At 71.0% G+C, this 24067-nt stretch carries 27 protein-coding genes; 12 read left to right on the top strand and 15 right to left on the bottom strand.

Going from position 1 to position 24067, the window contains the following annotated elements; translation table 11 throughout:
- Positions 1–75: 75 nt before the first annotated feature.
- The 4 genes from ASD66_RS19990 to ASD66_RS19975 form a co-directional block, all read right to left on the bottom strand.
- Positions 76–1074 carry a glycosyltransferase family 2 protein gene (locus tag ASD66_RS19990; RefSeq protein ID WP_056892344.1) on the bottom strand — a complete coding sequence of 333 codons (999 nt, stop codon included), beginning with the start codon at positions 1072–1074 and terminating at the stop codon, positions 76–78.
- Between the two features lie 89 nt (positions 1075–1163).
- Positions 1164–2474 carry a UDP-glucose dehydrogenase family protein gene (locus ASD66_RS19985; protein WP_056892009.1) on the bottom strand — a complete coding sequence of 437 codons (1311 nt, stop codon included), beginning with the start codon at positions 2472–2474 and terminating at the stop codon, positions 1164–1166.
- A 131-nt stretch (positions 2475–2605) separates the two neighbouring features.
- Positions 2606–4237: an alpha/beta hydrolase gene (locus ASD66_RS19980; RefSeq protein WP_056892008.1), complete on the bottom strand. Its 1632-nt coding sequence runs from the start codon at positions 4235–4237 to the stop codon at positions 2606–2608.
- Positions 4218–4541 (bottom strand): hypothetical protein, encoded by a 324-nt coding sequence (locus tag ASD66_RS19975; RefSeq protein ID WP_056892007.1) that lies wholly within the window; start codon positions 4539–4541, stop codon positions 4218–4220. The genes ASD66_RS19980 and ASD66_RS19975 overlap by 20 nt, the downstream gene beginning before the upstream one ends.
- A 96-nt stretch (positions 4542–4637) precedes the next feature.
- On the opposite strand from ASD66_RS19975, the gene ASD66_RS19970 reads away from it, so the two are divergent.
- Complete coding sequence (locus tag ASD66_RS19970) at positions 4638–5030, top strand: DUF2237 family protein (protein WP_056686084.1); 393 nt, start codon at positions 4638–4640, stop codon at positions 5028–5030.
- A 3-nt stretch (positions 5031–5033) separates the two neighbouring features.
- On the opposite strand, the gene ASD66_RS19965 is transcribed toward ASD66_RS19970, so the two are convergent.
- Complete coding sequence (locus ASD66_RS19965; protein WP_056685719.1) at positions 5034–6200, bottom strand: PucR family transcriptional regulator; 1167 nt, start codon at positions 6198–6200, stop codon at positions 5034–5036.
- A 119-nt stretch (positions 6201–6319) separates the two neighbouring features.
- On the opposite strand from ASD66_RS19965, the gene ASD66_RS19960 reads away from it, so the two are divergent.
- The 3 genes from ASD66_RS19960 to ASD66_RS19950 are packed head-to-tail and all read left to right on the top strand — an operon-like array spanning position 6320 to position 9635.
- Positions 6320–6556 (top strand): DUF3311 domain-containing protein, encoded by a 237-nt coding sequence (locus ASD66_RS19960; protein WP_056685716.1) that lies wholly within the window; start codon positions 6320–6322, stop codon positions 6554–6556.
- Complete coding sequence (locus ASD66_RS19955; protein ID WP_056892006.1) at positions 6553–8055, top strand: sodium:solute symporter family protein; 1503 nt, start codon at positions 6553–6555, stop codon at positions 8053–8055. Before ASD66_RS19960 ends, ASD66_RS19955 begins: the two co-directional genes overlap by 4 nt.
- Positions 8052–9635, top strand: a complete 1584-nt coding sequence (locus ASD66_RS19950; protein ID WP_056892005.1) for an amidohydrolase — start codon at positions 8052–8054, stop codon at positions 9633–9635. Before ASD66_RS19955 ends, ASD66_RS19950 begins: the two co-directional genes overlap by 4 nt.
- A 3-nt stretch (positions 9636–9638) precedes the next feature.
- On the opposite strand, the gene ASD66_RS19945 is transcribed toward ASD66_RS19950, so the two are convergent.
- Genes ASD66_RS19945 through ASD66_RS19925 form a run of 5 tightly spaced genes read right to left on the bottom strand, consistent with a single transcriptional unit; the run spans position 9639 to position 14232 of the window.
- Positions 9639–10544, bottom strand: a complete 906-nt coding sequence (locus ASD66_RS19945) for a methyltransferase domain-containing protein (protein ID WP_056892004.1) — start codon at positions 10542–10544, stop codon at positions 9639–9641.
- 21 nt (positions 10545–10565) lie between these two features.
- Entirely contained in the window at positions 10566–11669 is a 1104-nt protein-coding gene (locus ASD66_RS19940) for a GNAT family N-acetyltransferase (RefSeq protein ID WP_082564006.1), read from the bottom strand.
- A 47-nt stretch (positions 11670–11716) separates the two neighbouring features.
- The gene (locus tag ASD66_RS19935; protein WP_156388810.1) at positions 11717–12265 is read right to left on the bottom strand and encodes a hypothetical protein; all 549 of its coding nucleotides are present in this window, start codon (positions 12263–12265) and stop codon (positions 11717–11719) included.
- A 51-nt stretch (positions 12266–12316) separates the two neighbouring features.
- Positions 12317–13723: a GntP family permease gene (locus ASD66_RS19930; RefSeq protein ID WP_056892002.1), complete on the bottom strand. Its 1407-nt coding sequence runs from the start codon at positions 13721–13723 to the stop codon at positions 12317–12319.
- Positions 13720–14232: a gluconokinase gene (locus ASD66_RS19925; RefSeq protein WP_056685697.1), complete on the bottom strand. Its 513-nt coding sequence runs from the start codon at positions 14230–14232 to the stop codon at positions 13720–13722. Before ASD66_RS19925 ends, ASD66_RS19930 begins: the two co-directional genes overlap by 4 nt.
- Positions 14233–14354: 122 nt before the next feature.
- On the opposite strand from ASD66_RS19925, the gene ASD66_RS19920 reads away from it, so the two are divergent.
- Positions 14355–15050, top strand: a complete 696-nt coding sequence (locus tag ASD66_RS19920; protein WP_235530173.1) for a FadR/GntR family transcriptional regulator — start codon at positions 14355–14357, stop codon at positions 15048–15050.
- 115 nt (positions 15051–15165) lie between these two features.
- Here ASD66_RS19920 and ASD66_RS19915 read toward each other — a convergent pair whose 3' ends face one another.
- Positions 15166–15510: a hypothetical protein gene (locus ASD66_RS19915; protein ID WP_056685692.1), complete on the bottom strand. Its 345-nt coding sequence runs from the start codon at positions 15508–15510 to the stop codon at positions 15166–15168.
- A gap of 144 nt (positions 15511–15654) precedes the next feature.
- Between ASD66_RS19915 and ASD66_RS19910 the strand changes: the two genes are divergently transcribed.
- Positions 15655–16767, top strand: coding sequence for a ScyD/ScyE family protein (locus tag ASD66_RS19910; RefSeq protein ID WP_156388809.1), 1113 nt, complete (start codon positions 15655–15657; stop codon positions 16765–16767).
- Between the two features lie 25 nt (positions 16768–16792).
- Here ASD66_RS19910 and ASD66_RS19905 read toward each other — a convergent pair whose 3' ends face one another.
- From ASD66_RS19905 to ASD66_RS19890, 4 genes are all read right to left on the bottom strand, one after another.
- Positions 16793–17497: a sterol desaturase family protein gene (locus ASD66_RS19905; protein WP_056891999.1), complete on the bottom strand. Its 705-nt coding sequence runs from the start codon at positions 17495–17497 to the stop codon at positions 16793–16795.
- Positions 17494–18219 carry a FadR/GntR family transcriptional regulator gene (locus tag ASD66_RS19900; RefSeq protein WP_056891998.1) on the bottom strand — a complete coding sequence of 242 codons (726 nt, stop codon included), beginning with the start codon at positions 18217–18219 and terminating at the stop codon, positions 17494–17496. The genes ASD66_RS19905 and ASD66_RS19900 overlap by 4 nt, the downstream gene beginning before the upstream one ends.
- Before the next feature lie 65 nt (positions 18220–18284).
- Complete coding sequence (locus ASD66_RS19895) at positions 18285–19229, bottom strand: family 16 glycosylhydrolase (RefSeq protein ID WP_056891997.1); 945 nt, start codon at positions 19227–19229, stop codon at positions 18285–18287.
- A 98-nt stretch (positions 19230–19327) separates the two neighbouring features.
- Positions 19328–20005 carry a winged helix-turn-helix transcriptional regulator gene (locus ASD66_RS19890; RefSeq protein ID WP_056891996.1) on the bottom strand — a complete coding sequence of 226 codons (678 nt, stop codon included), beginning with the start codon at positions 20003–20005 and terminating at the stop codon, positions 19328–19330.
- Positions 20006–20163: 158 nt separating this feature from the next.
- Between ASD66_RS19890 and ASD66_RS19885 the strand changes: the two genes are divergently transcribed.
- The 6 genes from ASD66_RS19885 (at position 20164) to ASD66_RS19860 (ending at position 24049) form a co-directional block, all read left to right on the top strand.
- Positions 20164–20976 (top strand): class I SAM-dependent methyltransferase, encoded by an 813-nt coding sequence (locus tag ASD66_RS19885; protein WP_056892343.1) that lies wholly within the window; start codon positions 20164–20166, stop codon positions 20974–20976.
- A 139-nt stretch (positions 20977–21115) separates the two neighbouring features.
- Positions 21116–21502: a YbaB/EbfC family nucleoid-associated protein gene (locus ASD66_RS19880; RefSeq protein WP_056685651.1), complete on the top strand. Its 387-nt coding sequence runs from the start codon at positions 21116–21118 to the stop codon at positions 21500–21502.
- Positions 21502–21855 (top strand): type VII secretion target, encoded by a 354-nt coding sequence (locus ASD66_RS19875; RefSeq protein WP_056891995.1) that lies wholly within the window; start codon positions 21502–21504, stop codon positions 21853–21855. The genes ASD66_RS19880 and ASD66_RS19875 overlap by 1 nt, the downstream gene beginning before the upstream one ends.
- Positions 21845–22699: a PPE domain-containing protein gene (locus ASD66_RS19870; protein ID WP_056891994.1), complete on the top strand. Its 855-nt coding sequence runs from the start codon at positions 21845–21847 to the stop codon at positions 22697–22699. Before ASD66_RS19875 ends, ASD66_RS19870 begins: the two co-directional genes overlap by 11 nt.
- 25 nt (positions 22700–22724) lie before the next feature.
- Positions 22725–23474 carry a hypothetical protein gene (locus ASD66_RS24575; RefSeq protein ID WP_056891993.1) on the top strand — a complete coding sequence of 250 codons (750 nt, stop codon included), beginning with the start codon at positions 22725–22727 and terminating at the stop codon, positions 23472–23474.
- Positions 23471–24049, top strand: coding sequence for a hypothetical protein (locus ASD66_RS19860; RefSeq protein ID WP_056685640.1), 579 nt, complete (start codon positions 23471–23473; stop codon positions 24047–24049). The genes ASD66_RS24575 and ASD66_RS19860 overlap by 4 nt, the downstream gene beginning before the upstream one ends.
- Positions 24050–24067: the final 18 nt, after the last annotated feature.

Raw genomic sequence — 24067 nt, 5'->3', positions numbered from 1 at the left:
CCACCCCGGTGGAGAAGGGCCGAAACGTCAGGGAGTATCGGGAGATCAGGGCCGAAACGTCAGGGAGTATCGGGATCAGCGGCGGGAGGAACGGGGGATGGAGCGGAGGAATCCACTGCCCCACGAGAGGTGCATGGTGGCCACCACGAACGGCAGCAGCACCCGCGCCCGCCAGGGCAGCCGACGCCGGCGCCCCATCTCGTACGTCGCACCCAGCACTCCGAACGCGTAGCCGAACGGCGCGAGGAACCCGAGGGTGAGCCAGGCGGAGCCGGGGACGTGCAGCCCCGGGACCAGTGCGAGCACGAGACCGACCAGTCCCAGGAGGGAGCCGAGGGCGACCAGGCCGGTGACGACGGGCGCGGCCAGGTAGCGGAACGAGGCCGTGTCGGGGTGCTCGTCGACGATCTGGCGGCGCCACTGCCCGGACCCGAAGAACTGCCGGCGCAGGGCGTTGAAGTCGCGCCGCGGTCGGTAGACCACGGCCAGGTCGGGGGTGAACCAGACGGTCTCGCCGGCCTGCCGCAGCCGGTAGTTGAGCTCCCAGTCCTGGGCGCGCAGGAAGTGCTCGTCGAAGCCGCCGACCTTGACCAGCGCGTCGCGCCGGAACGAGCCGAGGTAGACGGTGCGGGCCGGCCCGGGCTCACCACCGACGTGGAACTTCGACCCGCCGATGCCCAGCGGCGAGGACATCGCCGCCGCGACCGCGTGGCCGAACGACGTGTCGCCCTCGACCCGCATCATGCCGCCGACGTTGGCCGCACCGGTGGACTCGAGGAGGTCGACGACGTCCTCGAGGTAGCCGTCGGGCAGGAAGCCGTGTGCATCGACGCGGACGACGAACGGATGGCTGGTCGCCGCGATCGCCGCATTCAGGGCGTGGGGCGTGAAGCCCGTCGGGTTCTCGACGACGGCGACGCGCGGGTGGGTCTCGGCCAGCGTGCGCGCGATCTCCATGGTGCGGTCCTTGCTGGGCCCGACCGCGAGCACGAGCTCGACCTCGCCGTCGTAGTGCTGGTCGAGCACCCGGCGTACGGACTCCTCGAGGTAGCGCTCCTCGTTGAGCACCGGCATCACCACGGAGACTGCCGTGCGGACCCGGGTCAGCGTCGGCGCCTGCGGGCCGATCGACGGTCCGGCCAGCGGGCTGGTCACGACGTCCGTCATGCGACACCGAGTCCGCGGTAGGTCCAGCCGGCGCCGCGCCAGCGGTCCCGGTCGAGGCAGTTGCGGGCGTCGATGACGTTGAGCTCGCCGACCACCTCGGCCAGGGCGGCCGGGTCGACGGCGCGGAACTCCGGCCACTCGGTCAGGTGCAGCACGACGTCCGCACCGCGGCAGGCCTCGAAGGCGCTCTTGTCGAACGACAGCTGCGGCGCGGCGGCAGCGGCCACGCCGTTGGCGACCGGGTCGTAGACGTGCACGTCGGCACCGACCAGGGCGAGCTGGGTGGCCACGTCGAGCGCCGGCGAGTCGCGGACGTCGTCCGAGTGCGGCTTGAACGACGCGCCGAGCACGGCGATCCGTCGACCGCGGACGTCGCCGCCGACCAGCTCGTGGGCGAGCCCGACGACCTTGTCGCGCCGGCGCAGGTTGATCTGGTCGACCTCGTCGAGGAACCGGAAGGAGGCTCCCGCGCCGAGCTCCTCGGCGCGGGTACGGAACGCCCGCACGTCCTTGGGCAGGCAGCCGCCCCCGAACCCGAGGCCGGCGTTGAGGAAGCGGCGTCCGATGCGGGCGTCGAGCCCGATCGCGTCGGCCAGGGTGGTGACGTCGGCGCCGGTGACGTCGCACAGGTCCGAGACGGCGTTGATGAACGAGATCTTGGTGGCCAGGAACGCATTGGCGCTGGTCTTGACCAGCTCGGCGGTGGCGTAGCCGGTGACGATGACCGGGGTGCCCGACTCGATCGTCTCGGCGTAGACGCGCCGCAGGGTGGCCTCCGCGTCCGGCGAACGGACTCCGAAGACGAGGCGGTCGGGGCGCAGCGTGTCTTCCACGGCGTAGCCCTCGCGCAGGAACTCGGGGTTCCAGGCGAGCTCGACGCCCGGCCCGGCGAGCTCGGTGAGCCTGGCCTGCAGCACGTCGGCGGTGCCGACCGGCACGGTCGACTTGCCGACGACCACCGCGGTGCGCCCGGCCAGCAGCGTGCCGAGGGTCTCGACGGCGGCCTCGAGGTAGGTGAGGTCGGCGGCGGTCGAACCGCTGCGCTGGGGCGTGCCGATGCACAGGAAGTGCACGTCGGCGTCGCGCACGGTGGCGAAGTCGGTCGAGAAGCGGAGCCGGCCGCTGGAGCCCACATGCTTGCGCAGCAGCGGCTCGAGGTCGGGCTCGTAGAACGGCGCGCGGCCCTCCTGGAGCGTGGCGACCCTGCTCTCGTCGACGTCGACACCGACGACGTCGAAGCCCAGCTCGGCCATTCCGGCCGCGTGTACTGCACCGAGATATCCGGTCCCGATCACGGAGACACGCATGTCTACCCCTCTGGATGCACCCGGGTGGGCGGGGTCTGCGACACCCGCGATCGGGCCACTTCGACCCAACTGAGAGTTAGTCTACTGATTTTATCAACTTAAACTCAAAACGGGCGTGTCGCGCGCGTCCTTCACGGCCACGCCGGCACGTGTCGGGCGAGCAGGTCCTCCAGCCGGGCATCGAGCTCTCCCAGCCGCCACAGGCCCTCGCGGGTCAGGTCGGGCAACGACGGCGGGCCGGTGTCGTCGACCAGGGCCTCCGGGTGCCCCGAGGCGATCGCGGCCAGGTTGTGCTGGCTGGTCGACCCGTCGTCGAAGTACGACGAGTGCCCGTGCCCGCCCGACGTGCCCCACTCGGGGCTCGCCTCCGTCGAGAGATGGCGCATGTCCTCGAGGAACGACGGGTCCCGGCCGAACAGCCCGGCGTCGCCGACCACGTCGCCACTGGCCTCGAGGTGGAACGCATGGCCGCGCGGCAGGTCGAGGTCGCCGAGGTCGTCGGTGCCCGTGCCGGGAGACCCCAGGAAGGCGCCCTCGTCGACACCGGTCGAGTGCCGCAGGGCGAGACCCGTGACCAGCGACCCGTAGGAGTGGCCGGCCACCCCCAGGTGCGGGTCATCGGCGCGTGATCCGTCGACCCCGTCGAGGAAACCGGCCAGGTCGTCCGCCGCCGAGCGGGCCGCGTCGTCGCGCAGCACGGTGCGGCCGGGCACCAGCGTGTCGTCGAGCTGCGGCGGCGCGTGGCCGAGCCACAGCACCGCCGCGTGGTCGGAGGCCGGCCCGCCGTCGAGCGCCCGGGACCTGGCCAGCAGGTCGACCAACCGGTCGTCCCAGGCATCGAGATCGCCGGCGACGGTGGTGCCGAAGCCGGGCGTCACCACCAGCACGTGGCGGGCCCGGTCGAGGTCTCCGACGCCGAGCACCACCCGCAGGTCCCGACCCGTGGTGTCAAGGGCCAGCAGCTGCCGCTCGCCCGGGTGCGCGGCCAGCAGCCGTTGCAGGGCGCGCAGGCCGGCGGTCGGCGTACCCCACCGGGCAAGAAGGCGCAGGTTGGCCAGGTGTCGGGCCCGGGCCGGGATGCCGTCGGTGTTGCCGATCCACTCCGGGTGCAGGGCGATGATGCGGCGCTGCTCACCGTCGGTGAGCCCCCACCACCACGCGTTCCAGTCGCCGACGCGACCGCCGACCGGAGGCGTGAGCAGGGTGCGCTCGCCCTCCCGGGTGCCCAGGGTCGCGGCGCCCGACAAGCGCCCGGAGCCACCGTCGACCAAACCCAGGGCCACCACGCCCAGCAGACCGGCGAGCTCCTCGTCGGTGTGCCGGGCCGCGACCAGCGCCTGCTCGACGTGGTCGCTGATCTCGTGGTGCCGACGCAGCCGGTCGGCCACCGCGTGCGGGTCCGGCGACGGCGGGCGTACGTCGAGCACGGCTCCCGCCAGGTCGACCGCGAAACCCTCGGCGCGGGCCCACTCCATCGCCTCCACGAGCACCCGTCGCGCATGGGCCGCCCCCTCGGCCGCCACGTCGAGGCCCCGCACGACACACGCCGTCGAGGCCACGAGGTCGTTCATGGCGTGCACGAGCCGAAGCCGATCGGCCTCTGCGGAGGCACCGGCGGACCCGGTCCAGAGGCCGATGACCGAGGCGTCGTCGAGCTCGTCCTGGAGGGCGCGCAGGGAGGCGCCGGTGCCGGCCAGGGCATCGGCCGCGGCCGCCAGGTTGTGGGGCAGCCACGCCAGCAGGTCACCGGTCGAGAGGGTCACGGCTCCCCCTCGACTCGAGGCGAGCAGCGGCCCGTGCGTCGACGGCCTCGTAGTCGTCGGCCCCGGCCCGCAACGCGACGCCGTGGCGCCGTGCGGCCGCCTCCCACTCCGCGTACCCCTTGCGCCAGACCCGGGCCAGGTCGCGGGCCGCCGCAGCGCTGGCGGAGCCCGGCATTGCCCGCTCGATCCGGTTCAGCGCCGAGGCGGGCTCGAGGGCGCCCACGCGTTCGGCGGCGCGCGCAATCGCCCCTGCGGCGTCACGCAGCGCCGGCGGTCGTACGCCGAATCCGGCGTCGTTCGACATTGAAAATCCTCCCCGTCGATGAAGGGAACCAAGTCTGGCGCGATCTCCCGACCGGTCATCCGGTTCTCCACAGGCCACTCGTGGGAGGATCCGGGCATGTCCTCCGAGCGCAACGTGAACGGCGGCGAGCTCGAGCCGTGCGGCGATGATCCGGTGACCGGTTTCTACCGCGACGGACTGTGCTCCTGCGGGCCCGAAGACGTCGGACTGCACGCGGTCTGTGCGGTGATGACCACGGAGTTCCTCGAGCACCAGAAGTCGGTCGGCAACGACCTCACCACGCCACGTCCCGAGTGGCACTTCCCAGGCCTGGTGCCGGGCGATCGCTGGTGCGTCGTCGCGCCACGGTGGCTCCAGTCCTACGAGGCCGGCGCCGCAGCACCCGTCGTACTCGCGGCCACGAACGAGCGCGCCCTCGAGGCGATCCCCCGCGAGCTGCTCGAGGAGCACTCGGTCGACGTACCCGCCGACCCGAGCTCGCTCGAGTGAAGCTCACTCGGAGCCGGGAAGGCTCCGCGTGCGCAGACACGCCACAGACCTGAGGAGACCGTCGAACGTGCGCGGGTCCCACCCGGTCAGCTGCGCCCAACGCTCGAGGCGGTAGGTCACCGAGTTGGCATGCAGGTGCAACGCCCGCGCGGCCGCACTCACCGAGAAGCCGTTCTCGGCGTACGCCGTCACAGCGTCGGCCAGGTGGGTCTGCTCGCGCGCCGCAGCGTCCCCCGCAGCCAGGAGTGGGCGGCACTGCGCCGGGTGGGCCGCCAGCAGCGCGGCGATCCAGTCATCCTCGAAGTACGCGACGGACCCGGCCGGGGCGGCGCGTGCCGCGAGCCGGGCGTCCTCGATGCTGGCGGCGGCGCCGGCCAGGCCCGAGCGCGGCATCCCGACCCCCACGGAGACCGCGCCGCGATGCCCACGCAGGGACTCGACCAGCCTCCCGGACGCGCTGTGCTGCGTGAGGGTGATGACGAGATCACCCACCCGGCTGCACTGGACGAGACCTCGGTGGCCGTCAGTGCCGCGATGCGTTCGCTCCAGGACCGCCTGGACGGACTCGACGTCCACCTCACTCCATTCCGCGGCGGACGTGACGATCGCCGCGAAGGGGCCACTCACGTCGAAGCCGAGGCGGTTCGCCAGCCCCTCCAGGTCCGCGCCCACCGACCCCGACCCTTGGGCGAGTGCCTCGAGGAGGCGGTAGCGCAGTCCGACCCTGACGGCCTGGGCACTGCGCGTGGCCTCACCATGACCCACCGCGACGGCCGAGGTCAGCACATGCACGTTGTCCCAGAGGTAGCTGGACGCGTCGAGCAGCGCCGGGCCGGCGTCCCCGCCCTGCTCCACCAGGGACGACCAGATCTCCTTGAGCCCGAGGTGGTAGCTCTGGACGACGTCCTGCAGGGTCATGCCCTGCTGCGCGCGTCGCTTCCCGACCTCGCGGGTCTTCTCGACCAGGTCAGCAGGGAGCGCCGCGCCCCGGGCCAGGCAGTCCAGCATGGTGGCGAACTCGCTGCGGATGTAGTCGAACTGCTCCTGGTAGGCCACGACCGAGTACGCCGGAACCACGGAACGTATTCGGGAGACGACGCGTCCGACGAGCCCGTCGAGGTCCTCGGCGACCCGGGCGCATGCCCGGGCGAGGGTGTCGTCCGCGGCCACGGTTCCTCCTTGGTGAATTTCACGAAATCCGACGCACAGGATCGTGCATTCGCAGTGGCCCGTCCGGCGTGACCGGGGACACACTGAAATCAGTTTCCCCCACTCACCTGGAGCACACCATGTCCAACGAGCTCAAGAGCGTCCTGCTCTCCATCGGGGTGCCCTCCGTGGGCGTCCTCGGTGGAATTCTCATGTTCGCCGACTCGACAGCCCAGGTTGCGGGCTTCCCGGTCCTCTTCGCCTGGCTCTTCCTCTGGATGCCGTTGACCGCCCTGTGCATCCACGTCGCGTGGAAGTGCTACGACGAGGCCGAGTACGTCGAGCGCGAGCTGCAGGACGCGGAGGAGCTCGCATGATCCTCCTGACGTTCAGCCTCGTCCTCGGCCTGGCGCTCGCCGCCGGCATCATGTCCCGGCGCGCCAGCAGTGCCGACATCGACGACTACCTGGTCGGTGGCCGGTCGTTCGGCCCGATCCTGATCTTCGTGCTCGGTGCCGGTGAGGCCTACAGCATCGGCACGCTGCTCGGCTTCCCCGGCGGCGTCTACGCCTTCGGGGCCAACTACGGCGTGTGGTTCATCGCCTACATCCTGCTGGCCTACCCGATCGGCTACTGGCTGGCGCCCTACCTGTGGCAGGCCGGCAAGCGCTACGGCGCGATGACGCTGCCCGACGCCGCCGGCTCCCACTTCCGCTCGCGTCCGCTCGAGCTCACCATCGCGATCTCGTCGGTCATCTTCCTGATCCCGTGGGGCCAGCTCCAGCTGACCGGCCTCCAGGTGGCGATGAGCGCGCTCGGCATCCGGATCGACCCGACCGCCGCGGTCCTCGCCGGCGCGGGACTCACCATGGTCTTCCTGCTGCTCTCGGGGGTCCGCGCGCCCGCGTTCGTCTCGTTCGTCAAGGACGGCGCACTGCTCCTCGGCGCGATCCTCGTGGGCCTGGCCGCCGTCGCCAAGTCGGACGGCACGACCGCGCTGTTCGACAAGGCGGCCGATGCCGGCGCCGTACCGTCGACCCACTACACGCTCACGGGCTCGTCGCTGACGTTCACGATGACGACCGTGGTCTTCCAGGCGATGGGGTTCTTCGTCTTCCCGTTCATCGCCCAGGCCATCTTCGCCGCCAAGTCCGAGGGCACTCTCAAGCGTGCGGCGCGATTCAACCCGCTCTACATGCTGATGTACCCGTTCCTGGTCGCGGCAGCGTTCGCCGCCGTCGTACTCCTGCCGCACCGGCTGGAGGGTCCCGCCTCCAACCAGGCGCTGCTGCAGCTCTCACGCCAGGTGCTGCCGGACTGGCTGACCGGCCTGGTCGCCGGTGGCGCAGCGCTCTGCGCGATCGTCGTCCTGTGCGGCTCGGCCCTCGGCATCGGCTCACTGGTGTCCCGCAACATCATCCGCGGCATCCCCGCCGAGAAGCAGCGCAGCTGGGTGCGAGTCGTGATCTTCGCCTATCTGATCGTCTCGCTGGTGCTGACCCTGGAGCTGCCGTCGCTGCTGCTCACGCTGGTCAACACCTCGTACTACGGCGTCACCCAGGCGCTCATCGTCTTCCTCGCCATGATCTTCGGCTGGAAGGTCCGCCCCGCCGCGCTGGCGCTCGGCGTGATCGTCGGCGACGTCCTCGTCCTGGCCATGTTCATGGTCCAGGAGGGCGCGGACACTCCGCCCTGGTGGGCCGAGCACGGTCTCAACATCGGGTTCCTGGCCCTGCTGGTCAACGCGACCGTGGTGATCGTCAGCCGCGTGGTGTGGCCGGCCGAGCACCCCGTGCCGGGCCTGCGCGCTCTCCGCCCCCGGTCGCACTCGACGCGTTCGCCCCGCCCCACGGCGAAGGTGGTGGAGGCTCGATGAGCGAACTGCTCCTCGTCGGCGCCGACGTCGTGACCATGGATCCCGATCGGCCGGGGGCCGAGGCGATCCTGGTCCGGGACGGGGTCGTGGTGGCCGTCGGCACGGAGTCGGAGGTGGCCACTCTGGCCTCCGCGCACGTCGAACGCCTCGACCTCGAGGGCGCCACCGTGCTGCCGGGCCTCATCGAGTCCCACGTGCACCCGGCGTACACCGGACTGACCGACCTGTGGGCCGACTGTCGCTCGCCCGGTGTCGGCACCATCCCCGACCTGCAGGCGGCGCTGGCCGCCCTGCCCGTGGAGAGCGGGGCCTGGATCCGCGGGTGGGGGTACGACGACACCCTGCTGGCCGAGGGACGCCACCCGACCCGCGACGACCTGGACGCCGTCAGCAGCACCGACCCGGTGATCGTCTCGCACATCTCCGGTCACTTCCTGGTCGCCAACACGGTCGCTCTGGCGTTGGCGCAGGTCGATGAGGAGACCGTCGCGATCGACGACCCTCGGTTCCCGCGGGACGCATCGGGGCGACTGACCGGCATGGCTTGGGAGATCGACGCGGTGAGCCGGGTGCTCGCGGCGGTGCCGGCACTCTCGGACACGGACCTGGAGGACGCCCTGCTCCGCGCACTGTCCCGGGCTCGTGAACGCGGCATCACCACCGTGCACGACCTCGGTGTCGGCCTGATCGGCGGCCCCGAGGAGCTGGACGCCTACCGTCGGCTGGACGCCGAGGGCCGGTTGCCGGTCCGCGTCGTGGGCTTCCTGCGGGGAGACCTGCCCCTCGACGGCGACACGGTCTTCGAAGCGGCGGGGCAGTCCGTCGGCCGCTTCCGCCTCGCCGGCGCCAAGTTCTGGGCCGACGGCTCGATCCAGGGGCTGTCCGCGGCCCTGCGCGCGCCGTACCTCTGCGACCCGGGGCACCACGGCGAGCTCCTGCAGCCCCAGGAGGTGCTGGACGCGATGGTGGCGCCCGTCGCCGCGGCCGGCGGCCAGCTCGCCGTCCACGCGAACGGCGACGCCGCGGTCGGCGCTGCGCTGACCGCGATCAACCGCGCCGGGCAGGGCACGCACGACCCGCGGCACCGGATCGAGCACTGCCAGGTGACGAGCACGGCCGACCTCGACGCGTTGAAGGAGGCGGGTGTGGGGGTGAGCTTCTTCGTCAACCACGTCTACTTCTGGGGTGACCGGCACCGCGAGAGGTTCCTGGGTGACGTGCGCAGCGACTTCCTCGACCCGCTCGCCTCGGCGGCTGCTGCGGGCCTGCGGTTCGGGCTGCACTCCGACTGCCCCATCACGCCGATGGATCCGCTCGCGACCCTGCGCACCGCCGTCAACCGCCTCACCAGCGGCGGCTCGGTGCTCGGCGCGGCCGAGCGCATCGACGTGCACCGTGCGGTTCAGGCAATGACGGTCGACAGCGCCTACCTGGTGCACGAGGAGCAGTACGTCGGCACCCTCGCACCCGGGATGCGTGCCGACCTGGTCGTCCTCGACGGTGACCTTTCCCAGGTCGCCGACGCCGCCGCGCCCATGCCCAAGCCGGTTCGCGTCATGGTCGGTGGCAGCTGGGAGTGAGGGCTAGCGCCAGGCCTGGTGGCTGCGCTGCGGCACCGGCTGCGGTGGGCGGGCCAGCTCGGACGGCGCGTAGACCTCGCGGCCGAAGTAGTCGGCCACCCTGGTCATCGCGCGCGACGAACGACTCATGATCACGTAGCGCTTGCGCATCGCCTGGCCCACGAGCGGCGCGCGGAAGTCGAGGTGCACGCCGGCCCGGTCGGCCACCAGCCGCAGCGCCTGCGGCGAGTAGTACGACGTGTGGTCGGGATAGAAGATGTAGCGGTCGGCCGCGAGCTTGCCGCCGTCGTGGATGTTGGTGCCGCAGATCAGCAGCCCGTCGCGCCGCACGAGCCCGAGCAGCCGGGCGAAGTCCTCGTGCGGGTCGCGGAAGTGCTCGATCACCTCACTGGCCACGACCACGGAGAACTTGCGCTTCGGCGGGTCGTTGGCGTCGATGAACTCGGCGTCGTCGCGCACCTTCATGATGTCGCTGATCGCCACGCGCTCGACCTCGGGAAGCTTGGCCACGTGGTGGTTGTCCATGCTGCGCCCGGCGCCGAAGATCAGCGCCTCGTGGCCGGTGCCGCCGAGGATGTCGACGCCCATCTTGACCATGTGGAACTCGCGCCCGGGCACCTCGAGGTCGCCGAGGCGCCCGTGACCGGCCGGCAGCTGCTCGATGTCGGTCTTGGCTGCGTAGCGGCTCTCGATGTGGCCCGGCATGTGCACGAACCCGCAGTGCTGGCAGACGCGTACGTCGCACGTCTTCGCCGGCTCACGCGTGTAGGCCACCGTGCGCTCGACGTACTTCTTCGAGCCGCAGACCAGGCACGTCGGTGTGTCACCGCGGGCGGTCAGGGTGCGTAGTCGGGGACCGAGCCGGGCACGGGCCCGGGCGCGGAGCTGGTCGAACGCAGGTGCAGGCATGCCGGGGACGCTAGCACCCGCTCATGACGTGACAGGGATGTCCTTGTGCCACGACTCGGTGACGTATTTCGTCTTCCAGCCCATGCCGACGTACAGCTGGTCGGCGCCGGTCGAGGAGTCGGCGTCGACCTCGAGGCCGACACGGTCGCGACCCCTCGCCGCGGCGTCGGCGATGATCGTCTTGAGCAGCCCCTTGGCCACTCCGCGGCCGCGGGCGGACTCGAGCACGCCGAGGTAGGACACGTAGGAGCCGTCGGGTCCGGTCGAGCTCTCCGACACCGTGCCGACCAGCGCACCGGCCGGTTCGGGCTCTCCCTCGCCGTCGACGATCTCGGCCAGCCACCAGTGGTCCCAACGGTGGCCCGGGTCCTCACGCACCCGGTGCACGAACTCCGCGAAGGTCTCCTCGGAGGAGTTGAAGTGGTCGGTGAAGGCGCTCTCGAGAATCTCGTGCACGGCCCTCAGATCGTTGACGTCGGGCATGCCGCCGCCCTCGCGACGCACCTGCCGGAAGACCACGCCCTTGCGCTCCCAGTGCTCGGGATCGGGCACCAGGCCGGCCTCGTCGGCGGTGACCGGGCGGCTCATCTGCCACCAGGTGCGGACCCGGTTGAAGTTCGCCTCCTCGAGCATCTTGTGCTGGCGCTCGTCGTCGGCGAAGGCTCCCGTGTCGATCTGTTGCACGTCGAGCCCACGGGCCGCGCCGACCTCGCGCGCCTGGCCCTCGGCCCAGGTGAAGAGCACGTCGGAGCAGCGCTCTGCCGCGCCGGGCGAGAGCGACCGGTCGAGGATGTGGACGTAGAGCATGCGGTTGAGCGAACGGTCGTGCACGCTGGCCCAGGCGCGGATCGTGCCGGACTTGTCACGGATGACGAGGTTCTCGCGCATGCGCAGCCCGTGCTCGGAGACCTCGACCAGGACGTCGTCCTCGGAGGCACCGGCCCAGCCGCGGCCGGAGTCCTCGTGGGCGCGCAGCAACTCGGTGAGCCGGAGCACGTCCTCGGAGTTGTCCGGGTCGGGGATTCCCGCCTCCCAACCCACCGGCAGACCGGGGTCATCGGGAAGAACCTCCTCGGGATCGCTCTCGAAACGGTTGTCTTCGGGCAGTGCGTAGTCAGGGGTCATCGGCACTCATTCTGCCGCATCGCGCGCTGGGCGCCCGATCGTCGGTCTCAGGTGACCGCGTCGGAGTCGACCAGCACCAGCGCCACGGTGGTCACCGGGGCGAGGCACTCGGGCAGCGGTGAGGCCACCTTCTTCGGGGTGATCGTGAGGCTGTCGGCGGCGCTGACGGTCACCCCGGGGGGCACGTCACAGCCGATCGAGATGACGCTGCCGACCATCGTCCGGCCGTCGGGAACCTTCGTCGCGTCGTACGTCGTCTGCACCTGCTGGCCCAGGTCGCCCCGGGTGAACGGGGCCACGAAGTCGGCCACCGCGGCGTCCGAGTCGAGTACGACGGGCGCCGCGCTCGTCTCACCCCCGGCAGCGGTGGCGTGCAGGATCGCCACCTCGTCGAAGTCGACGCCTCCCCCACCCGTTGACGGACTGGGCGACGTACTGCCCGGGCCGGTGGAGGGAGTCGTCTGTGTCGTGTCCTCCGCGCGGGTGTCATCGTCGCCGTCCGACTCCGAGCCGCAGGCGCCGAGGGTGAGCGCGAGCAGGGTGGTCGGCACGGCGAGCAGGAGGCTGGTCCGTCGAGCAACAAGTGAACGCATCATGGTGATCCGACGATAGGGGCTCCGGAACGGTTCCCTCACCAGGAGCACCGCTCAGACGACCAGGCCGAGGGCAAGCACGAAGACCAGGCCGGTCACCGAGAGCAGCGTCTCCATGAGGGACCACGACTTGAGGGTCTGCGTGACGGACATCCCGAAGTACTCCTTCACCAGCCAGAACCCGGCGTCGTTGACGTGGGAGAAGAACACCGACCCGGAGCCGATCGCCAGCACCATCAGGGAGACCTCCGGCTGGGACAGCCCGGCCGTCAGCGGGGTCAGCAGGCCGGCCGCGGTCACCGTCGCGACGGTCGCCGAGCCGGTGGCCAGGCGGATCAGTACGGCGACGAACCAGGCCAGCAGCAGCACCGAGACACCGCTGTCGGCCACCCACCGGGCGACCAGGGTGCCGACGCCGGTGTCCACGAGCGAGGTCTTGAAGCCGCCTCCCGCGGCCACGATCAGCACGATGCCGGCGATGCCGGGAAGCGAGCTCTCGACCGACTTCGAGATCTGGTCGCGGCTCATCCCCGACGCACGCCCCAGGGTGAACATGCCGACGATGACGGCGATCAGGAGGGCCACGATCGGCGTGCCGAGCGCGTCGAGCACCTTCTGCACGGCGTTCGACTCGTCGTTGATGATGATCTCGGCCAGGGCGCGGGCCATCATCAGCACGACCGGGAGCAGCACCGAGAAGAGCGTCAGCGCGAAGCTCGGACGGTGGTCGGCGATGCCGGCGCCGGCGTCCGCGTCGTCACTGTCACCGAAGCGGCCCTCGGGCACGAACACGTCGCCCACCCAGCGGTCGGCCACCTTCGCGAAGACAGGTCCGGCCAGGACCACGGTCGGGATGGCGATCGCGACACCGAAGGCCAGGGTGATGCCCAGGTCGGCGTCAAGGTAGTTGATGGCGGTCAGCGGTCCGGGGTGCGGGGGCACGAGGCCGTGCATGGCCGAGAGGCCAGCCAGGGCAGGGATTCCGACCGCGATCAGGGACAGCTGCGCCCGCCGCGCCACGAGGTAGATCACCGGCATCAGGAGCACGAGGCCGATCTCGAAGAACATCGGCAGCCCGATGATCGCGCCGACTCCGGCCATCGCCCACGGCAGGGCCCGCGTCGAGGCCCGGCCGATGATCGTGTCGACGATCTGGTCGGCACCACCCGAGTCGGCGAGCAGCTTGCCGAAGATCGCGCCCAGCGCGATCAGCGTGCCGACGCCGGCAGTTGTCTCGCCGAAGCCCTTGGTGAAGCTCGCGATGCCGTCGGCGAGGGGTACGCCGGCCACGATGCCGACGGTGAGCCCGCCGAAGGTCAGGGACAGGAAGGGGTGCAGCTTGGCCCAGGTGATCAGCACGACGATCACCGCGATGCCGAGGCCGGTGGCGGCCATCAGCTGGCCCGACGAGGCGACCGGCTCGATGATGTCGTCGGTGGCGAGGGGAAGGATCAGGTTCATCGGGTGCTCCCGGTCTGGTCGACGTACTCCTGGACGATGGCGTCGATGCTCTGGTCGATGTCGATGACGAGGCCGCCCTCGTCGGGGCTGAGGCGTTCGAGGGTCTGCAGCTGCGAGGTGAGCAGCGAGGCCGGCATGAAGTGGCCCGGGCGACTGGCCTGCCGGGCGGCGATGACGTCGCGCTTGCCGTCGAGGTGCACGAAGCCGACCCGGTGACTGTGGTGGCGCAGTTGGTCGCGGTACTTGCGCTTCAGGGCCGAGCAGGCCACCACGCCACCGCCCGACTCATGCTCGGCCAGCCACGCGCCGATCGTCTCCAGCCACGGGTGCCGGTCGCGGTCGTCGAGGGGGTGACCCGCGGACATCTTGGCGATGTTGGCCGCCGGGTGCAGGTCGTCGGCGTCGACGAACGGGACCCGAATCCTTTGCGCCAGGGCCGCGCCCACCACGGACTTCCCCGACCCGGAGATGCCCATCACCACCAGCAGTGGTTTCCGGTCTGTGCTCATCTGCGGTTCCTCCCGCGGGTCCGAATTCGTGGGGACGTGTTGTGCCCCGCGTCACAGCATGCAACGATTGATCTGCTCTTATCAAGACCTTGTGGCATTAAATCTGATCTTTGGGGATGACCATGGACGACCCGGGCGGCCTGCACTCCACGGTGCTGGAGGCCCTCGGCCTGCGCATCGTCTCCGGCGACCTCACCCCCGGGCAGGTGCTGACCCTCGACTCCGTCGACACCGAGTACGCCGTGTCGCGCTCGGTCTCCCGCGAGGCGGTGCGGGTGCTCCAGTCGATGGGGCTGGTCACCTCTCGCCGCCGCGTCGGCGTGACCGTCTGCCCCCGCGACAACTGGCACGTCTTCGATCCGCGCGTGATCCGCTGGCGCCTGGCCGGCGACGATCGCACGAACCAGCTGCTCTCACTGAGCGAGCTGCGCTCGGGCGTCGAGCCGGTGGCCGCTGCCCTGGCCGCCGAACGTGCGTCGCCGGAGCAGTGCTCGGCGCTCTCCGGCGCGGTGATGGACATGGTGGCCCACCGGCACTCGGGTGACCTGGAGGCCTACCTGGTCGCCGACACGATCTTCCACCGCACGATGCTCGAGGCCTCGGGCAACGAGATGCTGCGCGCCCTCGGGGACGTCGTCGCCGAGGTGCTGGCCGGCCGGACCCACCACCACCTCATGCCCGCCACCCCGCGAGCTGACGCCGTCGCGCTGCACGAGCGGGTGGCGAACGCGATCCGCACCGGTGACGCGGACGACGCCCGCACGGCCATGCAGGCGATCATCGACGAAGCAGCTGCCGCCCTCGCCGACCCGTCGTGAGTTCCGATCGACCCGTCGTCAATACCAATCGACCCGTCGTGAGTTCCGATCGACCCGTCGTGAGTTCACGCCATGCGCCAGAACTGGCGACGGGTCGACAGGAACTGGCGACGGGTCAGAGGACGAACCAGGCGCCGATCAGGGCCGGGACGGGACCGAGCAGCAACCAGGGCGTGAGCATCGAGCGCTGGTGGATGACCCGGCCGACGGCGACCGAGAGGACGCCGAAGATTCCGGCGATGACCAGCAGGCCGATCTGGGCGTCGAGGCGGTCGTCCTCGACCATCGCGGCGGCGAGGACAAGTCCGACCACGAGGTGCAGGATCGTGGTCACCGCGAGCACCGACATGACCCACTTCTGCACGTGCGAGACGTGCATCGCGTCCTTGCGAACGGACGGACGCGGGTTGTTCGGGTCCATCAGGTGCTTGGCGCGCTTGACGGGCTTGGTCTCGGACATGCACTGATTGTCTCACCCGCCCCGGCGCCCGGGTTCCACACCCACGTCCCGCGATACGCCGAGTTCCCCAAGTTGGCCGATGACAGCCCGGACTCCTGCTGCTTGTCTGGGTGCGCGGCGGGAAGACAAGGCTGGGAGGCCTCAATGCTTCACTCGAAAGCACGAACCGCGGCGGTGGGCCTGGGAGTGGTCGCACTCGTCGCTGCCGGCGTGACACCGGCCCAAGCCGGACACCGGCACGACAGGATCTCCACCGTGGTCGACCTCTCGGGGCCTCGTGGCGTCGAGTCGATCAGACCGGGAATCACCCTGGTGACCGAGGACGACGGCAGCTTCAGCCTCGTCGTCGAGCGCCGCAACCGACCGGCCCGGGTGATCCGGCTCGGCGGGATCGACGAGGCCGCAGGGTTCGCGTCGGACGCCTCGCAGTCGCGGGGCAGGTTCTACTTCCTCACCGGTGGCGGCGGGGCGGCCGAGGAGCTGCCGCCCGGTGCGGCCACGCTCTACAAGCTGCGTCACGGTGAGCTGCAGCCGTTCGCGGACATCAAGGGCCATCAGGCCACCGACCCCGACCCCGACGACCAGGAAGGCGTGCCCACAGACACCAACCCGTACGGCGTGCTCGCCCTCAAGGACGGCACGGTCCTGGTCGCCGACGCCGGCGGCAACGACCTGCTCCGGGTCTGGCCGGACGGCACCGTCAAGACGGTGGCCCGGTTCAGGCCGCGCATGGTCGAGGTGCCCGAGGGCCTCCCCGACGTCGACATGGAGGGCAACCCCACCGGCCTGCCGCCGGCCGGCACCCCGATCAACTCGGAGGCCGTGCCCACGTCGGTCACGGTCGGACCGGACGGTTACTGGTACGTCGGCGAGCTGCGCGGCTTCCCGGCCAACCCCGGCACCTCGCAGATCTGGCGGATCAAGCCGGGCTCGCTCGACGCGGTGTGCGACCCGGAGGTGCCCGACGCAGGCACCTGCACGCGGTACGCCGACGGCCTGACGTCGATCGTGGACCTCACCGCCGACAGCAGGTCGGTCTACGCGGTGAGCCTGTCGAAGATGAGCTGGCTCGCCATGGAGCTCGGACTTCCCGGCTCCGAGGTCGGCGGCCTGTTCAAGGTCAGCCGGAGCGGCAACCACACCGAGATCGCCAAGGACAAGCTGATCATGCCCGGCGGCGCCGACGTGGCGAGGAACGGGACGATCTACGCGGTCGGCCCGGTCTTCGGTCCGGGAGCGTTGGTCAAGATCCGCTGACCCGGACCTGCGCGGCGGCTCGGAGTCATGAGTCGCCGTGCAGGTTCTTCGCGGTCGCCGACGCCGGCACGCTCGCCGGGTCCGGGTAGGTCCCGAACAGGCGGTCGGCCGTGTTCGTGGTGGTGACCGTGAACCAGTAGTGCTCGTCGCGGTAGTGGTGCAGCCGGTGGTTGCGCCACACCGCCTTGTAGGCGCGCGAGACCGGCCGGTAGTCGCTGTGGATCAGGTAGTGGGTCCACTCGTAGGCCAGCCCCACGACGGCGACCGAGACGGTGAACGTGAGCGCCTGGCCCAGCCGCGGGAACGCCAGCAGCGCGATCGCGTGGTAGCCGACGATCACCCACACCAGCGCACGCCACGGGATGAAGACCAGCGGCACGTCACGCGGGTCGGCGTGGTGCTCACGGTGCTTGCGGGCCAGCAGGGTGTCGACCGTGACGCCGGCCACCCGCCGGGGGCGCCAGTGCAGGACGAAGACGTGGATCAGCCATTCGAGCACCGGGAAGAGCGCGACCAGCACCACCGGCGCCCACAGGTCACTCCAGCGCCAGTCCCCGACGAGAGCGCGCGCGGTCACCCCGGCCACGAGCACGGTCATGACCATCCACGGCGAGGGGTGGGCCCAGAACGCGCGGAAGCTCGAGCCGAGGGAGACCTTCGGCCTGCGGGAGACGCGCGCCTCGTCGGCCGCCAGGCGCTGTTCGGCCACGTCGGGTCGGTCCGTGCTCATTCGACGCCGCCCTCGAAGTCGTCGATGGCCGCATTGACCGCATCGGTCGCCACCGCGAGCAGGGCGGCGGCCCGGCGCTCCGCGAGCCTCGCGTTGCCGGCCACGACAGCCTTGGCGACGGCGCGGTAGGCCTCGATGCGGTCGACCTCGGATGAGAGCACGACCGCCAGCGCCTCGAGCGCCGGCTCGTAGGCGGCACGCATGCTGTTGAACATCAGCCGGAAGGTGATCGACTCCGCGCCGTCGACCAGGAGGTCCCAGAACACGAGCGCGCAGCGTTGGCGGGCGACCGGGTCGCTCTCGGCGGCAAGTGCGGCCACGGCGGCGTCGAGCGCATCCGCCAGGCCCGCGCCCGCACGCTCGGCCGCCAACGCGGCGATCCGTGGGCCCACGTGCAGCCGGGCCTCGAGGATGCTTCGCGCCACGGAGAGGTCGAGGTTGCCGCCGGCGAACAGCAACCGGGGCAGCAGCTCCAGCCCGCCGACCTGCCGGAAGTCGCGGACCGTGGTCGCGCCGCCCTGGCGTACGTCGACCAGCCCGGCCTGCGCCAGGCGCTGCAACGCCTCCCGGACCGCAGGTCTCGAGACGCCCAGCACCTCGGCCAGGCGTCGTTCGCTGGGCAGGCTCTGGCCCGGGCCGAACCCGCCGCCGGTGAGCTCGCCGACCAGCTGGTCGAACACCTCGTCGGGCACGGACCTGCGGTTGACCGGTTGCAGTGGCATGCCGGCAACGCTAGGCCGCGGAACGGCAGGTGGTCAAGTGGTCAGACCAGTTGGTCTCGGCTCGGTCAGCGCCACACCTTCACGTAGTCGACGTACGTCGTGGCCGGCAGCGGTGCGTCCGCGGGCAGGGCATTGGTGCCGTGGCCGAGGGCCTGGGTGAGGGCGACCATGAACGGCGAGTCGAACGGCGCGTAGGGCACCGTGGTGTTGTCGGCCTGGTAGTTGTCGACCAGGCACACGCCGCCGTTGACCAGGATCGTGAGTCGGCCGGGCTCCCACTCGAGCGTGTAGGTGTTGTACGCCGACTGGTCGATGACGCAGTTGTACGACGTCACCACGTTGGTGCTCGTGAGCCGGTTCACCGTCGCCGGGTCATAGCTGTAGTGGATCCGCGGGATCACGTGGTCGGGGTGCAGGCTGTAGAACTCCGCGAAGTCGATCTCCCCCGAGTCCGGATGGGGGCCGTACTTCGTGGGGTTCACCGGCCACAGCCACAGCGTCTCCTGCAGGCCCTGGAGTCGGCTCGCCGGAATGCGGGCCCGCACCTCGAAGCGCCCGTTGGTCTGACTGAACCGACCATGGGTGGAGACCATTCCGGCGGCGTACCTCGTGGAGAAGGGACTGCTCGCGTTGCAGGTGAACGCGGTCGCCTGCCGCACCACCGACAGACGCAGGTTTCCGCCTGCCACCCTCACGGTGGACGGCGAGTCGAGGTAGCACGCGCGCGCGCCGCCGGGCTCGCCCGTGGTGAAGTTGCTGGTCGCGGTCCGCTGCACGATCCACTTGTCGGTGTTCAACGCACTGGTGGAGAAGGTGTCGACGAACGTGCAGGTCCACGGCTGGCCGTCCGGCTTGAGCACCGTGGCTCCACAGGCCCCGGCCGCGACGGCGGCGCGCACACTCGTGCGTGCCACGGCTGGGTCGCCACCGTTGGCCATCGGCGTGCCCAGGAACGCCACCGCAAGGGCGGCGGCGGCGAGGCCGATCCGCCGGAACATCTGTGCCTTCATGGGTCTCACACCTTCGCTCGACCCTCCCGCCCAGAAGGATTCCAGAAGATGGCGCGTCTGGACAGTCCCAGCCCACGACCTGCCGTGCGATGACCGGGTCAGGCCGGCCGGGGCACGGCCGCCAGCTGCATCTGGCCGAGCCAGCGCGGGACCTGCCGCACCACGGAGGTCGGACCGGTCACCGACGCGGCTCCGGAGCGCAGCGCGTCGACCCACTCCCGGTCGCCACGCCAGATCTCGGTCAACGTGCGCAGCCCAGCCCTGATCGTGGCATCGACGTCGAAACCCGGGTCGTAGTCGCAGACGTCGGCCTCGGCGCCACTCACGACCAGCCACCATCGCGCCACCCGCGGCGCGACGTCGTCCAGCTCGAAGGCCAGCACCGTGCGCTCGCGCGGCCACGCGTCGACCGCCACGGTGCGCCGGATGTCCCACATCAGCAGGTGCGGGTCGAGGTCCTCGGTGCCGAGCTCGCCGATCCAGCGCACGCCCCACGCACCGAGCGCCTCCACGATCGGGCGCAGCTCCTCACCGCTCTCGGTCAGCCGGTAGCTGGTGCGGCCCGCGGCGTCACCCGTGCGCCGTACGACGCCCACCCGCTCGAGGGTCCGCAGCCGCTTGGAGAGCAGCGCCGGCGACATCTTCGGGTTCCCCCGGCGCAGCTCGTTGAAGTGCGTGCTGCCCGCCAGCAGCTCGCGGACGACGAGCAGCGTCCACCGCTCGTCGAGGATCTCCATCGCCTTCGCGACAGGACAGAACTGGCCGTACGACGTCATCTGGGCTCCCGGTGCTCGAACCCCCTCGACCAGTACACCGCCGTTCCGGGCACCGCACCAGTACAGATCGTGAACCCTCGGTGGTTCAGACCTGGGACTGGTCGTACGACGACCGCGCGCGGACGCTGGAAGCACCACCGACCAGCAAGGAGAACACCATGACAGTCACCCCCGACCTCAAGGCGAAGCACCGGGCGATGTGGGCGCTCGGCGACTACCCGTCCGTGGCCACCGACGTGATCGCGGACCTCGGCGAGACCCTCGTCGCCGCCACCGGAATCACCGCCCGCGACACGGTGCTCGACATCGCCGCCGGCTCCGGAAACGCGTCCATCCCCGCGGCCCGCACCGGCGCCACCGTGGTTGCCAGCGACCTGACCCCCGAGCTGCTCGAGGCCGGACGGGTGGAGGCCGCCGACCAGGGACTCGAGCTCACCTGGGAGGTCGCCGACGCCGAGGACCTGCCCTACGCGGACGGCCGGTTCGACGCCGTGATCTCCTGCGTCGGCATCATGTTCGCGCCGTTCCACGAGAAGGCCGCCGCCGAGCTGCTGCGGGTGACCCGTCCCGACGGCCGGATCGGGCTCATCGCCTGGACGCCGGAGGGCTTCATCGGCCAGATGTTCGCCGCGATGAGGCCCTACGCTCCCCCGCCGCCGGCCGGTGCCACCCCGCCCCCGCGCTGGGGCGACCCGGAGCACGTTGCGTCACTGCTCGGCGACGGTGTGTACGACGTACGTGCGGAGCGGCGCGACCTCGTCGTCGACGCGTTCGCCACCCCGGAGGGCTACCGCGAGTTCTTCAAGGAGCGCTACGGCCCGACGATCGCGGTCTACAGGGCGATCGCCGACGATCCGGTGAAGGTGGCCGCGCTCGACGAGGCCCTGGCTGACCTGGGCCGCAGGCACCACCGACCCGACGCGACGATGAAGTGGGAGTACCTGCTGGTCACGGCGCGACGATCCGGGTGAGCGCGGCGCCGGCCAGCATCGACCCTCACGTTTCAGACTTCACGACCGGGGAAGTGATGGGTCACTACGATGTTGGTCGGCGCCCGCTCGGGGAGCCCACGGCCGATCGTCACTCGGCACACCACACGTGGAGGCATGCATGACCGTTCCACCCGGCCTGCCGCCGGATCAGGCGATCCAGGCGATGATGAAGCAGGCCTCCGAAGCCGCGGCACGTGCCAAGGTGGCCGGCGAGGAGATCTCCGCCCTCGAGGTCTCGGTGACCTCGCGCAACAAGGCCGTCACGGTCACCGCCGGCAGCGGCGGCATCCTCAAGAGCGTCCGCCCGGGCTCGGCCGCGTCGAACATGACCGCGGTGCAGATCTGCGAGGCAGTGATGCAGGCCTACGCGTCGGCCGCACGTCAGGCCGCCGAGCAGGCGTCGGAGATCATGGGCCAGGCGCTCGGCAGGGACACCCAGGCGATGCGGAAGATGCGCGAGGCACTGCCGCCCGACCCCGACGCGGACGAAGAGGGCGACCGCTGATGTCGGGCGGGTTCTACGTCGACCACACGGCCCTCGCCGCGAAGTCGAAGCAGGTGGAGGCGGTTGCCGGCCCGGTCCGCGACTGCAAGGACGCCTCCGAGACCGTGGGGGTGGGCGGGCTGATCTACGGCGTCATCTTCGACCCCACCGCGCTGCCGATCCTCAACAGTGCCCAGAACAACTACACCGAGCTGATCGGCACCGCAGCCGACGTCGGCGACTCGATCGCACAGGGACTCCAGTCGAACGCGAACTCCTACCAGGCAGCCGAGACGGCCCTCCAGGAGGCGATCGACAAGATGAACGGCGAGGTCGAGAACGTTCCGAACCCGGGTGGTCCCTATGGCTGCTGAGGACCTGATCGTCGGCGAGGAGTCCAAGGGCTGGGCCGAGGGCGCCGGCATCCTGAGCTCGATGTCGAACCTCTACGGCGACTTCACCTCCGACAGCGACGCGATGGACTTCACCATCGACGGCGTCTCGGCCGGACTCGACGTGCTCATCACCGTTGTCGACCCGTTCGGCGCCGCGATCTCGGCCGGCGTCGGCTGGCTGCTCGAGCACGTGCCGTGGATCAGCGACCTCTGGGACCGGCTGGCCGGCGACCCGGGTGCGATCCAGGCCGTTGCCCTGACCTGGGACAACATCTCGACCCAGCTGGGCACCTCGGCCGATGCCTTCAACGACCTGGTCAGCGGCATGTCGAACTGGACCGGCCCGGCCGCCCAGACGTTCTTCAAGGCCGCCACCGACTACGACACGATCCTGCGTGGCGTCGCCGGCGAGACCCAGACGATGTCCTACTGGATCACCGGCATCGGCGCCGTCGTCGCCGCCCTGCGCGAGGTCTGCTACTGGGTGATCGCGAGCTGGCTGCAGCCCCTGATCATCGAGGCCCTGGCCGCCCTCGCCGCGTCCTGGGTCAGCTTCGGCTCGAGCATCGCGGCCTTCCTGGCCTGGATGACGATCTCGACGTCCATCACCTACGGCGTACTCGGGGAAAAGGTCGCCGCCGCCTCGGTCAAGGTGGCCGAGATCTACGCCAGGATCGGCGTCCTGCTGGCCAGCGCCGAGGCCGGTGCGCGCACCGGCCGGGCCGTCTCGCAGGGCCTCATCAAGCTGGCCGAGCAGGCCGACCAGTACGCCAAGCCGATCATCGCCGGTGGATCACACGTCAACAACCGTGACGAGGACTGACCGGGTCACGGGGCTGCGACGATCCGTGCTGGCACGGATCGTCGGTCCCGACCTGCTGCAGGTGCTGGTGCTGACCGTGGTCGTCATGATGACGGTCCTCGTCGTCGCGCTGAGGCCCTCGGTCACCGACCCGGCGGTGCTGTCCTCCCTGGGGATGGGCGTCGTGGCCCTCCTCTTCCTCCTGGCCGGCGCGACCGGTGGCGCCTCGGTCGGCCCCGAGGGCCTGCGCTGGAGGCTGCGCATCCCGGTCAAGGCCTCGTGGTCGCCGCGGAGCCCGGTCGAGTTCCGGGAGATCAGCTACGGGCGCTATCTCCGGCCGGGGCCGCTCTCGCCGCCCGCCCTGCTGATCCGGGTGTGCGGTCCGGTGAAGCCAGCCTGGTTGCCCCTCTCCACCCACGTGGTCGCCCCGGCCGCGACCCGCGCGCCCGGCACCCCCGACCTCGACTTCGCCCGCTCCGTGGTCGAGCACGCCCGGGCCCACGACGTGCCGGTCGAGGTCACCAGCCAGCGCTGGGCCGCCCTGCTGGCCGGCGCGGGCGTCGTGCTCACCGACGCCGAGCTGCAGACCGACCGGCGCCATCGGCCCACCAGTCGTCGGACCCGCGTGACCGGCGCCGTCCTCCTGGTCCTCGCCGTCTGCGCGGTCGCCCTGGCCGCCACCGGCTGGCAGCTGCCCGACGTGGGCGAGCGCGTCGTGCTCGGCGTGCTCGGCGCGGTGATGCTGGTGCTCGGCCTCTCGCTGACGTTCCTGGTCAAGCCGGCAGCCGAAGAATGACCTCCGACCTGCACTGGCCACTCCCGGACCGCACCGCGCTCCGGGACCGACTGCTCGCCGCCTGGTCGACCGACCGCGGCTACCACGACCTCCTCCACCTGACCGAGGTGCTGGACCGCCTCGACGAGCTCGGCGCGAGCGACAACGTCGAGGTTGTGCTGGCGGCGTGGTTCCACGACGCGGTCTACGACGACTCCGGCGACAACGAGGAGCGCTCCGCCGTGCTCGCCGAGCACGAGCTGGCGGGTTCCGGCGTCGACGTCGCCGAGGTGGCCCGTCTGGTCCGGCTCACCGAACGCCACCGGCCGGAGGCCGGCGACCACGACGGCGAGGTGCTCTGCGACGCAGACCTGGCCATCCTCGCCGCTCCCGCCGATCGGTACGCCGACTACGTGGCCGGCGTACGACGGGAGTACGCGACCGTGCCCGAGCCGGACTTCCGAGCCGGACGGGCCGCCGTACTCCGTGACCTGCTGGCCAAGCCGACGCTGTTCCACACGGCGTACGCCCGCGCGCACTGGGAGCCCGCGGCACGCGCCAACCTGTCCCGCGAGATCTCCGCGCTCGAGTCCTGACCACGGGCCTACGCTGAC

It is taken from the genome of Nocardioides sp. Root151 (assembly GCF_001427925.1).
GTDB lineage: Bacteria > Actinomycetota > Actinomycetes > Propionibacteriales > Nocardioidaceae > Nocardioides.
This window is presented reverse-complemented; position numbering and strand designations above follow the sequence as displayed.

Bases quoted from the DNA above. Each gene is read 5' to 3' on its own strand.
- ASD66_RS19990 (WP_056892344.1), bottom strand. From the start codon at position 1,074: ATGCCGGTGCTCAACGAGGAGCGCTACCTCGAGGAGTCCGTACGCCGG.
- ASD66_RS19985 (WP_056892009.1), bottom strand. From the start codon at position 2,474: ATGCGTGTCTCCGTGATCGGGACCGGATATCTCGGTGCAGTACACGCG.
- ASD66_RS19975 (WP_056892007.1), bottom strand. From the start codon at position 4,541: ATGTCGAACGACGCCGGATTCGGCGTACGACCGCCGGCGCTGCGTGAC.
- ASD66_RS19970 (WP_056686084.1), top strand. From the start codon at position 4,638: ATGTCCTCCGAGCGCAACGTGAACGGCGGCGAGCTCGAGCCGTGCGGC.
- ASD66_RS19960 (WP_056685716.1), top strand. From the start codon at position 6,320: ATGTCCAACGAGCTCAAGAGCGTCCTGCTCTCCATCGGGGTGCCCTCC.
- ASD66_RS19955 (WP_056892006.1), top strand. From the start codon at position 6,553: ATGATCCTCCTGACGTTCAGCCTCGTCCTCGGCCTGGCGCTCGCCGCC.
- ASD66_RS19950 (WP_056892005.1), top strand. From the start codon at position 8,052: ATGAGCGAACTGCTCCTCGTCGGCGCCGACGTCGTGACCATGGATCCC.
- ASD66_RS19945 (WP_056892004.1), bottom strand. From the start codon at position 10,544: ATGCCTGCACCTGCGTTCGACCAGCTCCGCGCCCGGGCCCGTGCCCGG.
- ASD66_RS19940 (WP_082564006.1), bottom strand. From the start codon at position 11,669: ATGACCCCTGACTACGCACTGCCCGAAGACAACCGTTTCGAGAGCGAT.
- ASD66_RS19935 (WP_156388810.1), bottom strand. From the start codon at position 12,265: ATGATGCGTTCACTTGTTGCTCGACGGACCAGCCTCCTGCTCGCCGTG.
- ASD66_RS19930 (WP_056892002.1), bottom strand. From the start codon at position 13,723: ATGAACCTGATCCTTCCCCTCGCCACCGACGACATCATCGAGCCGGTC.
- ASD66_RS19925 (WP_056685697.1), bottom strand. From the start codon at position 14,232: ATGAGCACAGACCGGAAACCACTGCTGGTGGTGATGGGCATCTCCGGG.
- ASD66_RS19920 (WP_235530173.1), top strand. From the start codon at position 14,355: ATGGACGACCCGGGCGGCCTGCACTCCACGGTGCTGGAGGCCCTCGGC.
- ASD66_RS19915 (WP_056685692.1), bottom strand. From the start codon at position 15,510: ATGTCCGAGACCAAGCCCGTCAAGCGCGCCAAGCACCTGATGGACCCG.
- ASD66_RS19910 (WP_156388809.1), top strand. From the start codon at position 15,655: ATGCTTCACTCGAAAGCACGAACCGCGGCGGTGGGCCTGGGAGTGGTC.
- ASD66_RS19905 (WP_056891999.1), bottom strand. From the start codon at position 17,497: ATGAGCACGGACCGACCCGACGTGGCCGAACAGCGCCTGGCGGCCGAC.
- ASD66_RS19900 (WP_056891998.1), bottom strand. From the start codon at position 18,219: ATGCCACTGCAACCGGTCAACCGCAGGTCCGTGCCCGACGAGGTGTTC.
- ASD66_RS19895 (WP_056891997.1), bottom strand. From the start codon at position 19,229: ATGAAGGCACAGATGTTCCGGCGGATCGGCCTCGCCGCCGCCGCCCTT.
- ASD66_RS19890 (WP_056891996.1), bottom strand. From the start codon at position 20,005: ATGACGTCGTACGGCCAGTTCTGTCCTGTCGCGAAGGCGATGGAGATC.
- ASD66_RS19885 (WP_056892343.1), top strand. From the start codon at position 20,164: ATGACAGTCACCCCCGACCTCAAGGCGAAGCACCGGGCGATGTGGGCG.
- ASD66_RS19880 (WP_056685651.1), top strand. From the start codon at position 21,116: ATGACCGTTCCACCCGGCCTGCCGCCGGATCAGGCGATCCAGGCGATG.
- ASD66_RS19875 (WP_056891995.1), top strand. From the start codon at position 21,502: ATGTCGGGCGGGTTCTACGTCGACCACACGGCCCTCGCCGCGAAGTCG.
- ASD66_RS19870 (WP_056891994.1), top strand. From the start codon at position 21,845: ATGGCTGCTGAGGACCTGATCGTCGGCGAGGAGTCCAAGGGCTGGGCC.
- ASD66_RS19860 (WP_056685640.1), top strand. From the start codon at position 23,471: ATGACCTCCGACCTGCACTGGCCACTCCCGGACCGCACCGCGCTCCGG.